This is a genomic window from Bradyrhizobium sp. UFLA05-108 (genome assembly GCF_059803455.1).
The window spans coordinates 31,911-47,345 of record NZ_JBANAZ010000073.1 but is presented as its reverse complement, the minus strand read 5'-3'; the positions used below and the strand labels follow the sequence as shown (position 1 = coordinate 47,345).

General features: G+C 63.7%; 13 protein-coding genes and 1 pseudogene. 8 read left to right on the top strand and 6 right to left on the bottom strand.

Going from position 1 to position 15,435, the window contains the following annotated elements; genetic code table 11:
- Positions 1–148: 148 nt before the first annotated feature.
- The 3 genes from SO140_RS37185 to nthA are packed head-to-tail and all read right to left on the bottom strand — an operon-like array spanning position 149 to position 1,814.
- The gene (locus SO140_RS37185; protein ID WP_449382559.1) at positions 149–526 is read right to left on the bottom strand and encodes a nitrile hydratase accessory protein; all 378 of its coding nucleotides are present in this window, start codon (positions 524–526) and stop codon (positions 149–151) included.
- A complete protein-coding gene (gene nthB, locus SO140_RS37180) occupies positions 526–1,185 on the bottom strand; it encodes a nitrile hydratase subunit beta (protein ID WP_498541085.1) in 660 nt (219 codons plus the stop codon). Before nthB ends, SO140_RS37185 begins: the two co-directional genes overlap by 1 nt.
- Positions 1,182–1,814: a nitrile hydratase subunit alpha gene (gene nthA, locus SO140_RS37175; RefSeq protein ID WP_449382561.1), complete on the bottom strand. Its 633-nt coding sequence runs from the start codon at positions 1,812–1,814 to the stop codon at positions 1,182–1,184. Before nthA ends, nthB begins: the two co-directional genes overlap by 4 nt.
- A 199-nt stretch (positions 1,815–2,013) precedes the next feature.
- Here nthA and SO140_RS37170 point away from each other — a divergent pair, with 199 nt between their 5' ends.
- From SO140_RS37170 to SO140_RS37155, 4 genes and pseudogenes are all read left to right on the top strand, one after another.
- Complete coding sequence (locus tag SO140_RS37170; protein WP_449382562.1) at positions 2,014–3,522, top strand: DASS family sodium-coupled anion symporter; 1,509 nt, start codon at positions 2,014–2,016, stop codon at positions 3,520–3,522.
- A 220-nt stretch (positions 3,523–3,742) separates the two neighbouring features.
- A complete protein-coding gene (locus SO140_RS37165) occupies positions 3,743–4,864 on the top strand; it encodes a methionine ABC transporter ATP-binding protein (protein ID WP_449382563.1) in 1,122 nt (373 codons plus the stop codon).
- Positions 4,854–5,519, top strand: coding sequence for a methionine ABC transporter permease (locus SO140_RS37160; RefSeq protein WP_449382564.1), 666 nt, complete (start codon positions 4,854–4,856; stop codon positions 5,517–5,519). The genes SO140_RS37165 and SO140_RS37160 overlap by 11 nt, the downstream gene beginning before the upstream one ends.
- A 94-nt stretch (positions 5,520–5,613) precedes the next feature.
- Positions 5,614–6,287 (top strand): annotated as a pseudogene (locus SO140_RS37155) (HAD family hydrolase).
- Here SO140_RS37155 and SO140_RS37150 read toward each other — a convergent pair.
- Positions 6,284–7,276: a LysR family transcriptional regulator gene (locus tag SO140_RS37150; RefSeq protein WP_449382566.1), complete on the bottom strand. Its 993-nt coding sequence runs from the start codon at positions 7,274–7,276 to the stop codon at positions 6,284–6,286. The pseudogene SO140_RS37155 and the gene SO140_RS37150 sit on opposite strands and share 4 nt — an antisense overlap.
- Before the next feature lie 117 nt (positions 7,277–7,393).
- On the opposite strand from SO140_RS37150, the gene SO140_RS37145 reads away from it, so the two are divergent.
- The gene (locus SO140_RS37145) at positions 7,394–8,332 is read left to right on the top strand and encodes an MBL fold metallo-hydrolase (RefSeq protein ID WP_449382567.1); all 939 of its coding nucleotides are present in this window, start codon (positions 7,394–7,396) and stop codon (positions 8,330–8,332) included.
- 89 nt (positions 8,333–8,421) lie between these two features.
- Positions 8,422–9,249, top strand: a complete 828-nt coding sequence (locus SO140_RS37140) for a hypothetical protein (RefSeq protein ID WP_449382568.1) — start codon at positions 8,422–8,424, stop codon at positions 9,247–9,249.
- Between the two features lie 62 nt (positions 9,250–9,311).
- Here SO140_RS37140 and SO140_RS37135 read toward each other — a convergent pair whose 3' ends face one another.
- Together SO140_RS37135 and SO140_RS37130 are read right to left on the bottom strand one after the other, a co-directional pair.
- Positions 9,312–10,631, bottom strand: a complete 1,320-nt coding sequence (locus SO140_RS37135; RefSeq protein ID WP_498543817.1) for a GDSL-type esterase/lipase family protein — start codon at positions 10,629–10,631, stop codon at positions 9,312–9,314.
- Between the two features lie 196 nt (positions 10,632–10,827).
- On the bottom strand, positions 10,828–12,021 hold the full coding sequence (locus SO140_RS37130) for a M24 family metallopeptidase (RefSeq protein WP_498543816.1): 1,194 nt from the start codon (positions 12,019–12,021) through the stop codon (positions 10,828–10,830).
- 488 nt (positions 12,022–12,509) lie between these two features.
- On the opposite strand from SO140_RS37130, the gene SO140_RS37125 reads away from it, so the two are divergent.
- Together SO140_RS37125 and SO140_RS37120 are read left to right on the top strand one after the other, a co-directional pair.
- Complete coding sequence (locus SO140_RS37125; RefSeq protein WP_498543815.1) at positions 12,510–13,529, top strand: TRAP transporter substrate-binding protein; 1,020 nt, start codon at positions 12,510–12,512, stop codon at positions 13,527–13,529.
- Between the two features lie 15 nt (positions 13,530–13,544).
- Complete coding sequence (locus tag SO140_RS37120) at positions 13,545–15,434, top strand: TRAP transporter large permease (RefSeq protein ID WP_498543814.1); 1,890 nt, start codon at positions 13,545–13,547, stop codon at positions 15,432–15,434.
- Position 15,435: the final 1 nt, after the last annotated feature.

Here is a 15,435-nt window from a genome sequence, read left to right as displayed (position 1 = left end):
CGAACAAGGAGATGATCTGAAATGATCTAACAACCACTCATCCTTGACCAAGCCCATACAAGTATTCCAGAGGCGGTTGTGGGATACGGAGGAGCCGCGGCGTACTGGATTCCCCGCTTTCGCGGGGAAAGACAGTGGGTTGGGGCGACTAGCCGAAATCCTCCGCCCTGAGCACGATCGGCTGGCCGTGTGGCGTGCGGTCGGCGGCGTGATCCCAGGCATTGCGGTAGCGGTGCAGGGTTTCCGTCGAGGTGACGCCCTTGGTGGCGACCAGTTTTTCCAGCGTGGCAAGCCAGTGCAGATAGTAGGTCTCGCCGGTGTCGGGATCGCCCGCAGCCTGGGCGCGCCTGATCTCCTCTGCGAGCGCTGAGGCCCATTCGCTCCAGGTGAAGACGCCGCGCTCGTGCAATGTCAGCGCCATCGCGAAGGCCTGCGCCTCCCAGGGCGCGCGGAACACCGGACCGTCGTCATCTCGGGGAATGCTTGGGACGGCCGCAGTCGCTCTCGCAGCGGCGGCGGTACTCATCACGCCGGATCCAGATAGGGCTCGAACGCATCGATCGAGATCTTCGAGGTCGGATCGCCATCCGCGCCCCAGAGATCCCGCCCCTCGAACACCACCGTGTAGAGCCATTGCGGATTTTCGCCCAATTCCATCGCGGCCGAATCCGGAAACACCTGGCAGCCATGGTTGCGCTCGACCACGCCAACATGGCCGCGCACATAGCGCGGCAGCCGTGTATGCGTCGCCGGATGGATGTTCTTCGCGCGCACGCGATCGCCGATATTGAAACGCGCCGGCACTGGGGCGGGGCGGGCGAACTTGCCGCGCACCATGATCCGCTCGAGATCGTCGACCTCGAACTTGCCATTCCTAAGCGGCTTTGCCGGCGTCACCGCATGGCCAGCCGCGACGTCCTCCTTCGCGATATAGCCCTTGTCGAGCAGCATCTCCTCGAGCCCCAAAAACCATTTCTGGTAATAGGAGCTCGAGAGATAGACGTGCGGCGGCAGGGTCTCGCGATAGAAGCGCGAGGTGTCGATGTTGAAGGCTCCGGCGCCGCCCATCGCGCGCACCATGGCGAGGACGCGGGCTTCCCAGTCCGCGTGGAAGGTCGGCTCGTTCGGCTCGGGCTCGACCTTGCCGAACCCGTCCATGCCCCCCATGTCGTGCACGCCGTTCATGACGGCGCTCCCGGCGTCTTCGCAAAGCCGGTGCCGATCATGGAATCGCGCGTCACGAGCTCGGCGAGCTGCGCTTCGCTCCAGCCTTCCGTGCCCTCGGGCCGCATTGGCAGCACCAGGAAGCGCGTTTCGGCGGTCGAGTCCCAGACCCTGATTTCCGTCTCCTTCGGCACCGTCACGCCGAAATCGGCGAGCACGCCGCGCGGATCCTTCACCGCACGCGAACGATAGGGCGCAGCCTTGTACCAGACCGGCGGCAGCCCCAGCATTTCCCAGGGGTAACAGGAGCACAGCGTGCACACGACCATGTTGTGGCGTTCGGGCGTATTCTCGACCACGACCAGGTGATCGCCGACGCGGCTGACATGGCCGAGCATGCCGATCGCCTTGCTGCCGTCCTCCAGCAGGACCTCTTTGAAGGCGGGATCAGTCCAGGCCTTGGCGACGACGCGCGCGCCGTTGTGCGGGCCGATCCTGGTCTCGAAGGCCTGGATGATCGCATCCAGCGCGGCCGGATCGACGTAGCCTTTTTCGGTCAAAATGCTCTCGAGCGCGCGCACCCGCAGCTCGGTTTCGGAGAGTTCCGAATGGTCATGATCGTGATGATGGTGGTCGTGTTCGCTGCTCATGCCCGGCAAGATAGGCGCTTCGGTCCGAGCCTGTCGAGACCCCGCGAACCGGATGACGCCACGTGTTTGTGACCTCGCCGGCAGGCTGGCCTCGCGCGGCCATTGATCGCATTGTACTATCCGTGCACGGCCCCGTGGGGCCGGCTGAGCCTCGGTCAACGAGCCGGTACAATGCCACGGGAATTGAGGGGGAGAGCTCATGAAGGCAGACTCAACGCCGGATGACGCGAAGGTGGTCGGCGCGAAGGCACCGGAGGCGAAGGCATTTCGCTGGAAGCTGTACGCCCCGCTCGTGGTGTGGCTTGCGATCTACCTGTGGCCGGTGCCGCAAGGTCTCAACGCCAATCAGTGGCACTATTTCGCGGTGTTCGCGGCCGTCATCACCGGTCTCATCCTGGAGTCGATGCCGGTCGGCGCCGTCGGCCTGATCGGGCTGACGGTCGCCGGTATCAGTGGCTACATCGACCCCGATCCGACGAAATCGCTGCGCTGGATGCTGGCGGGCTTTGCCGAGAGCACGGTGTGGCTGATCGTCGGTGCGTTCGTGTTCTCGATCGGCTACCGCAAGAGCCAGCTTGGCCGGCGCATCGCGCTCGTGCTGGTACGCAGCCTAGGGGGCAACACGCTCGGGCTCGGCTATGCGGTCGCGATGTCGGATTTCCTGCTGGCACCGGCAACGCCCTCGAACACGGCGCGTAGCGGCGGCATCGTCTATCCCATCATCAGCAACATTCCGCGTATCTACGGCTCCGAGCCCGGCCCGACCGCTGGCAAGATCGGCACCTATGTGATGTGGACCGCGTTCGCGGCGACCGCCGTCACGAGCTCGTTGTTCTTCACCGCGCTTGCGCCCAATGCCGCGGCGCTCGCCATCGCCAAGAGGACCGCAGGCATCGACGTAAGCTGGGCGCAGTGGTTCATCGGCTTTGCGCCGCTCGGCATCCTCCTGATGCTGCTGGTGCCGCTTCTGAGCTATGCCATCTGCCGTCCCGAGGTGAAGCGGAGCCCCGAGATCTCCGAATGGGCCAGCAGGGAGCTGGCGACGATGGGGCCGATGTCGCGCCACGAATGGATCATGCTGGGCCTGATCGTGCTCGCGATGTTCCTGTGGATCACGGGATCGACGCCCGACATCAGCCTGCCCATCCTCGGCTCAAACTTCATCAACGCCACCACGGTTGTGTTCATCGTGATCTCCCTGATGCTGGTCACCGGCATCGTCGAGTTCAACGACATCGTCAGCGAGAAGAGCGCCTGGGAGGTGTTCTTTTATTTCACCTCGCTGCTGACGCTGGCCTCGGGCCTGAACGAGATCGGCTTCATCAAATGGTTCGCGAACGAATATGCAAAGCCGCTCGCCGTGCTGTCGCCGTCAACGGCGATGATCATGCTGGTCGCGCTGTTCTTCTGGATCCACTATTTCTTCTCGAGCATCACCTCGCACGCGGCGGCCGTGCTGCCGGTGGTGCTGGCGGTGGGCTCCGGCATCGCCGGGCTTCCGGTCACGACGCTTGCGATGCTCTGCATGTATTCGCTGGGCCTGATGGGCGTGATCTCGCCTTACGCCACCGGGCCGGCGCCGATGTATTTCGGCAGCGGCTATATCGGCAAAGGCCAGTTCTGGAGCTTTGGCCTGATCTTCGGGCTGATCTATTTTGCCGGCCTGCTCGTGATCGTGCTGCCGTGGTTGCAGCTCCGCGGAGGCTAGGACAGAGCGCGAACGAGTTTTTCTCCGACGGAGAGAAATCGGGAAAGCTTTGCCTAGCACGGCCCGAATATCTGCGATTGCAAGACGGACCGGATCGGACGATTGTCCTTGCTGCAACGCAGCGCGCAGTCCGGCAATTCCGCTCGCCTGACGCCAACCACCGCTGCGGCCTCGCCTGGCTGCTCGAGCCGGCGATGTCTTGCGAATGAGAGATTTTCGAATGAATGCACATCAAGCGCTCGCGGTCGGGGAACCGATCGGGGCACACGCAGCGATTTCGCCGGGCGATGCGCCCGACGCCATGGTCCGGTTCGAAGGCATCTCGAAGATCTATCCGGCCTATCGCGACAAGCCGGGCGTCCATGCCTTGCAGGACATCGACTTCGCCATTGCGCGCGGATCGATCACCGGCGTGATCGGCCGTTCAGGCGCAGGCAAGTCGAGCCTGGTGCGCCTGATCAACGGGCTGGAGAAGCCGACCACCGGCCGCGTCGTGGTCGACGGCCGCGACATCTCCGTGCTCGCCGGCCGGAGCTTGCGGCTCGCGCAGCGCTCGATCGGAATGATCTTCCAGCACTTCAACCTGTTGTCCTCGCGCACTGCCGCCGACAACATCGCGCTGCCGCTGGAAATAGCCGGCTGGCCGAAGGCCGAGATCAAGGCGCGTGTTGCCGAGTTGCTCGCGCTCGTCGACATCGCCGACAAGGCCGACCGATATCCCTCGGAGCTCTCCGGCGGCCAGAAGCAGCGCGTCGGCATTGCACGGGCGCTCGCGACGCGCCCTAACGTGCTGCTGTCGGATGAGGCGACCTCGGCACTGGATCCGCAGACCACGCGCGCGATCCTCGATCTGCTCGCGAACATCAATCGCGAGCTCGGCGTAACCATCGTGCTGATCACGCATGAGATGTCCGTGGTGCGGCAGCTCGCGAAGGAGGTGGTCGTGATCGATGCCGGCCACATCGTCGAGCGCGGCCACGTCGCCGACATCTTCACCAAGCCTGCGCATCCCATTACGCAATCCTTCATCGCGGAGGTGGTTGGCGACAGCCTGCCGGTGTCGCTGGCCTCGCGCCTCACGGCGCAGCCGGTTGCGGGCGGGCAGGCCGTGATCCGCGTCCAGGTGCGCGGCACGGGCGCGGGCGATACGCTCGTCGCGCGGCTCGCGCGCGAAGTTGGCATCGACGTGGCGCTGCTCGCGGCGCGCATCGACGAGATCGGCGGCCAGCATGTCGGTTCGCTGACGATCGGAATTCCAGGCGGCGAGGGGGCGGCACAGCAGGTGCTGGCCTGGCTCGCGCAGCATCAATTCAATTCGGAGCGTCTCGGCCATGTCGCCTGAAATGATCAATCTCATCGTCCAGGCAACCGGCGAAAGCCTGTTCATGGTCTCGATCGCCGCACTGCTCGGCACCGTCTTCGGACTGCCAATCGGCGTGTTCCTGGCGACCAGCCGCAAGGGCGAGCTGTTCGCCGCGCCTGCGGTCAATGCCGTGCTCGGCATGGTCGTCAACGCGACGCGCTCGACGCCGTTCATCATCCTGGTGGTCGCGATCATTCCGTTCACGCGGCTCGTCGCGGGCACGTCGATCGGATCGACGGCGGCGATCGTGCCGCTGACGATTGCGTCGACGCCGTTCATCGCAAGACTCGTCGAAGCCGCGATCCGCGAGGTCGATGCCGGCCTGATCGAGACGGCGTCCTCGTTCGGCGCCTCGCCGCTCCAGATCGTGTTCAAGGTGCTGATCCCCGAGGCGCTGCCCGGCCTCGTCCTCGCTCTCACGCTCGCGGTCGTCAGCCTGCTCGGCTACTCCGCGATGGTCGGCGCGGTCGGAGGAGGCGGGCTTGGCGATCTCGGAATCCGCTACGGCTACCAGCGCTTCATGCCGGAGATGATGCTCGCCGTCGTGGTCGTGCTGATTGCGCTGGTGCAGGCGGTCCAGTCCGCTGGCGACTACCTGGCGCAGCGGGTCAATCGCCGGCTGCGGCATCGCTGACGCCAAAAGGAACAAGCTATCGTCTCGATCGTATGCTTCCATGTCGTGGCGGAGGCGAGGGCGCTCCGCCGCTACGATCAGATGGAGAGCTTGCATGCGCATCGAACCGGCCTTCCTGTTTGACCTCGACGGCACGCTGGTCGACAGCGTCTATCAGCACGTACTCGCCTGGAAGCACGCGCTGGATGCCGAGGGCATCGAGCTCTCGGTCTGGCGCATCCATCGCAAGATCGGCATGAGCGGTGGTCTCTTCACCAACCAGCTTCTGCGCGAGATCGGGGTGGAGATCAGCGAGGAGCGCATCGACCGGCTGCGCCGCGCGCACGCGGCATCCTACCAGCAGCAGGCAGGCCAGATCGTCCGCTGCCGGGCGCGCGTGAATTGCTGCAATGGCTGTCGGAAGCGAAAATCCCATGGGCGATCGCAACCAGCGGCCGGATGGAGACCGCGGCCGTGAACCTCGCTTCGCTCGGCGTCGATCCGCAACGCACGCCCGTGGTGACGCGCGACCAGGTCAAATATGCAAAGCCCGATCCCGATTTGTTTCTCGCTGCCGCGGCGCGGCTCAATGCGCCGATCGAGACGGCGGTCGTGGTCGGCGACAGCGTCTGGGACATGATGGCGGCCGTCCGCTGCCGCGCGCTGGGCGTCGGCCTCTTGAGCGGCGGCTACGGGCCGGACGAGCTGCGCCAATCCGGCGCCTTCCGCGTCTATGACGATCCCGCCGACATACTGCGCCGGATCGACGAGGTCGGCGGCCGTCGCTAGCGCCCGCGCGAGGAGAGGGCGGGTGGCGCTTTCTTCCTGGTTCTTGCCTGACCTGGGATCATTGCCGGCGCCTGTCGAAGTTCCTTCGCGCCTTTGGGCCTCTCTTGGTCCTTCCTCAGATCAGCGAATTCTTGCCTGAGCAGGTCCACGACGGTTCTGACTTTGGGGAGATCCGCCATGCGCTTGTGGCAGATGATAGCGAGTTCTGCGCGGAGCGAGGCTGGAAGCTCGAGCTTGAGCTCGACGAGTTCGCCCGGTCGCCTGAGTCGATGGGACGTCTTCAGAAGGATCATCGCACCGACGCCTGCCTGGCAGGCCGCGACCTGTACGCTGTAATCGTCGGACGTGAAAGCGGGACGAAAGTCCGCGATCCTGGCCGCTAGCTCCGGATTCGGGCTCGTCATCTCACGCTCTCCCGCCCATGCGATCCAGTCGAGGTCGCGGAAATCGTATTTCGCGGGCAGTCTGCGTGCGTAATCCCTGCTCGCATACGCGCCGATCGGAACGACAACTTCATCGACCGTGATCAGATCAGGATCATCGGACGGATGTCTCCTGAGTGCGATGTCCGCCTCGCCGAGCGAGAGATTCAAGCGTTGCGTGCTGGCCAGAACTTCGAGCGTGATCTGTGGATGCTTTCTCTTGAGCTTCTCCGCGATCGGCGCCAGGAAATCGAAAGCGAACGAGGGGGCCGCCGTGATGCGCACGCGGCCGCTCACGGGCGAGTTCTTCGCATCGAGTGAGCGATTGGCTTCGGTCGCCCATTGCGCCATGCCTTGCGCGGCGGGAAGCAGCCCCGTACCTGCTTTTGTCAAGGCGATGCCCTGGCTCTTGCGGACGAAAAGCGGCTCGCCGAGTCCGTACTCCATCTCTGCGATCCTGCGGCTCAAAGTGGGTTGGCTGACTTTGAGGCGTCGCGCCGCGCCACTCAAGCTCCCGGCGTCGCAAATGGCCAGAAAAATGCGGAGGTCATCCCATTGCAGGTCCACGTTCACTCCTCAGGCTCAGCCGGAGCTATCCAATTATGTATGGCAACATAGGAACTTAGGCGATTGCTATTCTATCGGTCCAGGGCAAAAGCGGCAGCAGAAACGAGGAAGACAATCATGCTCCGCAAATCAGGACTCCTTTTCATTGGCGCCCTTGCCATTGTCGCGCTTTCCGCATGCGCACAGACATCCCATCCAACGCAGCATGCCGGTCTCGGCAAGCCTGTCAGCTCGTCGGCCATGGAAGCGCTGATTGATAAGCCGGGCCCCATCGAGGTTGAGACGGTTGCCAGCGCGGATTGGGTCGCCGATCTATCGGGGCTGCTCAATCTGAAGGACCCCCAAGCCGTGCAGGCAGGGCTCACGGATCACGAGGAGCCGATCCAGATCTACACCCATCTTGTGAAACATCCGACCGAAGGATTCTATATGGTCGACACCGGTGTTTCGAAGCGGTTTGTCGAGGACCCCAAGAGCTTGGGGGTCGGATGGGTGGTGCGGAACTTCGCAAAGCTCGACAAGATGCAAGTCCGGCAAGACCCTCTGTCGATCATCAAATCGGAAGCGGCTCGCCTCAAAGGGGTGCTCATGACCCATCTTCATCTCGATCATATCTCCGGGATGCCGGACATTCCGAACGATGTGCCGTTCTATACAGGTCCTGGAGAGGCCGGGGAGAAGAAGTTCGAGAACGTCTTCGTCGAGGGGATGGAAAACGCCTTCTTTGAGGGCCGGCCAGCCATACAGGAATTTCAGTTTACCAAGGATCCGGACGGGACTTTCAAAGGGGTGATCGATGTCTTCGGTGACGGCTCGTTGTTCGCAATCCTGACTCCCGGACACACGGCGGGCCATGTTTCCTATCTCGCCCGAACGCCGACAGGTCCGGTGCTCCTCACTGGCGACGCTTGCCACACGCGCTGGGGCTGGGAGCACAGCGTCGAACCTGGGAGTTTTACATTCGACCGGGAAGAGGAACGGAAGAGCTTGCTTGCGTTGAGGGCCTTGAGTGAACGTCACCCGAAAATGATCGTGAAATTGGGTCATCAGCCCTAACGCTGCGAGGCCAGCTTCTTCTCCGCCGATGAACCTTCCCGCGGAATCCGGGCACAAAGGGAGACAGCCCTTACCTCCGCGGGACCCTCATGAAATGGCTTAGCCTCGTCTGCCTGCTCATACTCGCCACCAACGCGCGTGCGGCTTCTCCAGAGCAGCACTACCTTGATCTGCGTGATCGCTACATCGCAAAATTCGCCAAGGCTCCCGAAAACGACGAAACCAACAAGCAGCACGACGCAGCAATCAAGGAGCTGTCTGAGGTGCTGCGCGGCCTTATCGGACCTGTGACGATCAAGGGGCTTCCCGCCGAGGCAACCTCCAACGTCGACACGCTGTACAAGGACGACATCGGCTTCGGCCATCTCGACGGGCTCGTTTTCAGGAGCGAAGGCGACAAGACGAACGTCGTGGTGACGACCACGGGGCTGCTCAAGCACTGGCTCGGCGATCACCGCAAAGACAGCATGCCGCAGGAGATCGACGCCGCGTTCAAATCGGAAGAGTTCTACTATGCTGCCATCCAGGACGCCGCCTTCGCCAAATATGCGGAGCTGCCGATCACCAAGCCTGCAGCGGCGAGTATCGCGATCGCCGTGCTGGGCCTGCGCGGCAATGGCGAGATCAAGGGGCTGCCTAGCGAAATCGACGTGGTCGTGATCCAGGGCGAGAATGTCTTTTTCGTCGCGGTCCGCGACGCCGTGAAGACGGCAGAGATCCCGGCCTGCGAGCAGGTCTGGAAACAGATGATGGCAAAGCCCCTCAACAAGAAGGACCCGCGGGGCGATATGGCCCGCGAGGACCACGCGATGACCGCATACACGGCGTGCTTCGCCAAGGCGGCCCCAAACCAAAGCTGGTTCGCAACGGCCATCAAGAAGGCGCAGAGCCAGATCGAGCTATTGCCGTTGCGATAGTCTTGGTGCGCGTCTCGCCGAAAAATGCGTGGGCGCTCCTGAAAGCATGACCGACGGAAGCACTATTTACGCGCCGTGATCATCTCCAGTTCGATCGCAGTGCCCATCGCGGCATATCCTGCGCGGTTGGGGTGGAGCTTGTCGCCCGGTCCACCCGTCGATGAATTGGGCTGCATCGCGGCCTTGATCTCGCCGGTCGCGGCATCGAACGTCACCGCGTCGAAATCGACGACGCCGTCGAAAATCTTGCTCGTGCGCAGGAACTCGTTGAGCGTCTTGCGCTTGGCATCGACCTCCTCGCGGCCATGCGTCACGATGATGCTGTGCAGCGCCGATGTCAGGGTCGCGGCAACGATCGTCACGCCGGGGATGCGCTCGCGCAGCCGCGCGACGCCGCTGGAATAGCCGTCCTCTACCGTCTTCACGGCCGCATCGGCCGCCCCGAAGTCGTTGATGCCTTCCATCCAGATCACCGCAGCGACGCCCGGCAGGCTGATGACGTCACGGTCGAGCCGCGAGATTGCCGAAGGGCCGCCCGCAAACGGCTTGTCCGGGGAATAATCCGACGGGCCTGCGACCTGGTTGCCACCGATGCCCTGATTGACGACGACGTATTCGTCACCGAAACGCGCATGCAAGCGGCGCGACAGGACGTCTGGCCAGCGGTCATCGCCGTTGATCGTGGTCCCGGTGCCGTCCGTGATTGAGTCGCCGAAGGCGACGATCAATTGGGTGCCATCGGCGACACTCATGTCGACCTCATCCAGAAAGTACCAAGAGGTAGTCGAGAATGGGAAGCCGGCCTCGGCGATCTCGCTGCTCCTGGAACCATCGCCGGGCGCGGTCAGATAGGATGTGGTCAGCGCCTTTGCGTGCCACGTCATCGGACCACTCTCTCCGGCCACGTGAAAGCTGACTGCAAGCTTCCGGCCTCTGAGCAGCGCCGCGGTGGAGGGGCCGACAAACCCGAGCGTGACGGGATCGGAGACAACGCTTTCGCCCGCAGGGATCGTGATGAGGGGCTTGCCGCCGAACCGAGCCGCAACATTGGTGCCCTCGACAATGGCGGCGCCGCTCTGCTGCAAGCCGACGAATACGTCATCGAATGTCACCGGCCGTGTTCCAAACACGTTCGACAGCCGAATGCGGGTCTGGCCTCCCCACACATCAGGCCGAACGACGAGGCGAAAGCTCTGATCCCGAGCGCCCAGCTCCGGAGAGGGGAAGGCAAATCGGAGCTCGGGCTGCGCCGTCGCATTCCCTGCCGGATAGGGCCCCTGAGCCGAGCCTGTCCAACTCGCGATCCAGCGGTCCGCACGCGCCGGCACCGACAACGCTAGCAGGGCGACAACGGTCGCCACGGCGCGCGCGAAACCCTGCATCAGCGTCTCCTCTCGATGCCATTTTTGGTTGCAGGCAGTCTGCTCCGAAGGTTGCCGCCAGGCAAGATGCGCGGCCCTCATGCCTGAGGGCCCGGCGACCTCTCGAATTCAATCGCAATTTTCGCCAGCGCGTTGGACTGTCCCCACGGGATTACCGGCATCAGCAGCAGAGCTGACGGATATCGGAGCGACGCCGTTAAAGCGTCCCACCGAGATTCCAGCCGCGGCCGCCCTCGCCAAAAATCTCGTAGCCCGTCGGCGTCACCGCGACGGTATCCTCGAGCTTGATGAAGCCACGCCTGGGATGCTTCATCGTGGTCTCGATCGACACCACCATGCCGGGCTCCAGCGGCAGCCGTGCGTCGGGATCATCGTAGGGAACCGGTCCCTTGGCGGTCAGGCGAGGGGCCTCGTGGCTGACGAGGCCCATGCCATGAGCCAGGAAGTCCGTGCAGTCACGTTGGCTGATCTTGGCCAACTCTTGCTCGGCCGCGGCATAGATGGCGCCGCCAAGCGCGCCAGGCCGCACGGCGGCAAAGGCAGCGCGCTGGACGACCTCGATCTCGGCCAGCAAGTCCTTCAACTCGGCGTCCGGCTCGCCCAGCACGGCCATGCGGGCGAGGTCGCCGATATAACCATGGTAGTTTCCACCCGAGTCAAGCGAGAGCACGTCGCCTTGCTCCCAGCGCTGCGGCGACGGCGCCCGGTTGTGGCTGTTGCCGCAGGCAAGCAGGCAATACTCAAAGGTCAGCCCGCGCTGCACCTCCGCGACGCGCAAGGCGTCGGACAGCTGCCGCTTGGTCGTGCCCGGACCGTGCTTCGAAATCACCTCCAGCATGGAGGCGATGACGAGCTCCGATGCCGTCTTGAGCTCGGCAAGCTCCGCCGCCGACTTGACCGCACGCAAGCGCTCCAGCACGAAAAGCGCGTCCTTGAGCTCGGCACCGGGCAGGGCGTCGGCAAGCGCCCTCCCTGCGTCCATCGGCAGGAACGCCATCTCGACCCCGACCCGCTTCACCGGCACACCAGCGTCCTTCAGGACGTTAACGGCGCAGGTGACGGCGTCGACCGAGCCGCTCGACTCGGTCCGGAGCTGCGACACCCAGGGCGGCGCCACGGCGCGTTGATGGGTCTCCAGACGATGCCCGACATAGATGGCCTTGCCGGGCGCGCCCTTGGGATAGACCAGGACCGGCAGATATCGGCTGACGCCCATCGCATCCATGTAGTCGAAGAAGATCGCGCGCTCGGCCCCGAGCAGGTACTGCACGTTGTGCTTTGAGGTCACGATCAGGACGTCGAGGCCGGCGGCCTCCATCAGACGGTCGAGCTTGGCGGCATCGAATGGAATGGCGCGGGACTCAGATCCGCGGGCGACGTGCTCCTGCATGATGGACCTCCCATTGAAGCGCGGGTTTGGATCGCCTGTGTTCGTTGCAGCGACCACCCGATTAACAGTCGTCGGATGGTCGCTGATCGGTCGCGGATTGTGAGCCGGGAGCAGGGTTCCGGGTAGCCGCGGAATTGTCCGGCCTGATCTGCGCACCCATATCCGCAATTCGCATAAGGTATATTATGGAATGTTTTTATATCGAATTAGATCAGTCATTTAGGTGGAATTCCTGAGATCGCGCATTCGATTGCGCCCTCAACTCGTCGCAGCCATTGAGCTGGTATCAGCTATCAGGCTCTGCTTTGCATGGGGTTGTTTTGCGGATTTTGATGGCGTGCACGCACCTTGCGAAAGCCGATATTGCCGCGGCTTGGCTCGGCTGCAATAAGCGACACCTCGCGAGATCGCAGATGACCTCATGGCCTTCCGTCCGTATAGGTTTGCGTCTCAGAACAACAACAAACCTTTTGGGAGCAAACCCCCCGATGAGCTTTTCCCGACGCACGCTTCTCAAGGCCTCCGCCGCGACCGCGGTCCTCAGCGGTATCGGCGCCCCCCATGTGGCGCGCGCCCAGACGGCCCAGTTTGCGTACAAATACGCCAACAACCTGCCGGACACCCATCCGCTGAACATCCGCGCCAAGGAGATGGCCGCGGCGATCAAGAGCGAGACAGACGGCAAGTTCGACCTCCAGATCTTCCCGAACAACCAGCTCGGCTCGGACACCGACATGCTGAGCCAGATCCGCTCCGGTGGCGTCGAGTTCTTCACGCTGTCCGGCCTGATCCTGGCGACGCTGGTGCCGGCGGCCTCGATCAACGGCATCGGCTTCGCATTCCCGGACTACGCCACGGTCTGGAAGGCCATGGACGGCGACCTCGGCGCCCATGTACGCGGCGAGATCAAGAAGGCCGGCCTCGAGGTCATGGACAAGATCTGGGACAACGGTTTCCGCCAGACCACGTCCTCGACCAAGCCGATCAACGGCCCGGACGACCTGAAGGGTTTCAAGATCCGCGTGCCGGTGTCGCCGCTATGGACCTCGATGTTCAAGGCGTTCGATGCGGCGCCCGCCTCGATCAATTTCAGCGAGGTCTATTCGGCGCTCCAGACCAAGGTCGTCGAAGGCCAGGAGAACCCCCTGGCGATCATCTCGACTGCAAAGCTCTACGAGGTGCAGAAATACTGCTCGCTGACCAACCACATGTGGGACGGCTTCTGGTTCCTGGCGAACCGCCGTGCCTGGGAAAAGCTCCCACAGGATGTCCGCGCCATCGTCGCCAAGAATATCAACGCCGCCGCGCTCAAGGAGCGCGAAGACACCGCCAAGCTCAACGCCAACCTCCAGCAGGAACTGGCGGGCAAGGGCCTGACCTTCAACCAGCCGACGACTGCGCCGTTCCGCGACAAGCTGCGTAGCGCCGGCTTCTATGCCGAATGGAAAGGCAAGTATGGCGACCAGGCCTGGGACCTGCTGGAAAAGGCCGTCGGCAAGCTGTCGTAACGCACAAAGGCCGTCATGGCTCACATCGAGGTTCAGGTGACCGAGGTGGTGGGCGAGGTGACTGTGCAGTCCCCTCGCCGACCTTCGTTTCTGGCTTCGCTGGAGCGCGTGCTCGGCTTCATCGTCGAGATCCCGGCGGCGATCCTGGTGGTCGCCGAGATCGTCATTCTGTTCGCCGGCGTCGTCGCACGCTACGGCTTTCACCGGCCGCTGATCTGGTCGGACGAACTCGCATCCATCCTGTTCCTGTGGCTTGCGATGCTGGGCGCGGCTGTGGCGTTCCGCCGCTCCGAGCACATGCGCATGACGGCGATCGTCGCGAGCGCGAGCCCCGCGATGCGCGCCTATCTCGATCTCGTGGCGGTCTGCGCCGCGCTGGCGTTCCTCGTGATGATCGTCTGGCCGTCCTACGACTACGCCTATGAGGAAAGCTTCATCACGACGCCCGCGCTGCAGATCTCAAACATGTGGCGCGCCGCTGCGCTACCGATCGGCATCTGCCTGATGGCGGTGTTTGCGGTGCTGCGCCTGCTGCGCGCCGCCGACTATCGCACCGTGCTGACGGCCGCCGTGACCGTTGCCGCCGTCGTCGGTTTGTTCTGGCTCGCCGAGCCGTACTTGCGGACGCTCGGCAATCTCAACCTGGTGATATTCTTCGTCGGCGTCGCCGGCTTCTGCGTCTTTGCCGGCGTTCCCATTGCGTTCGGCTTTGGCCTTGCGATCTTCGGCTATCTTGCGCTGACCACGCGCACGCCGGTGATGGTGCTGGTCGGGCGGATGGACGAGGGCATGAGTCATCTGATCCTGCTCTCGGTGCCGCTGTTCGTATTCCTGGGACTTTTGATCGAGATGACCGGCATGGCGCGGGCCATGGTCGCGTTCCTGGCGAGCCTGCTCGGTCATGTCCGCGGCGGGCTGCATTACGTGCTGGTCGGCGCCATGTACCTGGTCTCCGGCATCTCCGGCGCCAAGGCAGCCGACATGGCCGCGGTCGCGCCGGTGCTGTTCCCAGAAATGAAGCAGCGCGGCGCCAAGCCCGGCGATCTCGTCGCCCTGCTCGCGGCCACCGGCGCGCAGACCGAAACCATTCCGCCCAGCCTCGTGCTGATCACCATCGGCTCGGTCACGGGCGTCTCGATTGCCGCGCTGTTCACCGGCGGCCTGCTGCCGGGCGGGGTGCTCGCCCTGACGCTCTGCATGCTGGTCTGGTGGCGCTACCGCCACGAGGACATGAGCCATGTCCGCCGCGCCAGTGCGGGCGAGATCGGCAAGACCTTCGTCATCGCCCTGCCCGCGCTCGCGCTGCCCCTCGTGATCCGCTACGCCGTGGTCGAGGGGATCGCGACCGCGACCGAGGTCTCGACCATCGGTATCGTCTATGGCGTGCTGGTCGGCCTTTTGATCTACCGCCGCTTCGACTGGCGACGGCTGTTTCCGATGCTGGTCGAGACTGCCGCGCTGTCGGGGGCGATCCTCCTGATCATCGGCACCGCCACGGGCATGGCCTGGGGCCTGACGCAATCGGGCTTCTCGCGCTCGCTTGCGTCCGCCATGACCGGACTGCCCGGCGGCTCTGCGTCCTTCATCGCGGTCTCGATCCTGGCCTTCACCATCCTCGGCAGCGTGCTGGAAGGCATTCCCGCCATCGTGCTGTTCGGGCCGCTTCTGTTTCCGATCGCGCGCGCCGTCGGCGTGCACGAGGTGCACTATGCCATGGTCATCATCCTCGCCATGGGCATCGGCCTGTTCGCCCCGCCCTTCGGCGTCGGCTATTATGCCGCCTGCGCGATTGGACGCGTTGACCCCGCCGAAGGCATCAGGCCAATCTGGGGCTACCTACTGGCGTTGCTCGTAGGATTGATTATCGTTGCGATCTTCCCGTGGATTTCGATCGGATTCCTTTGAA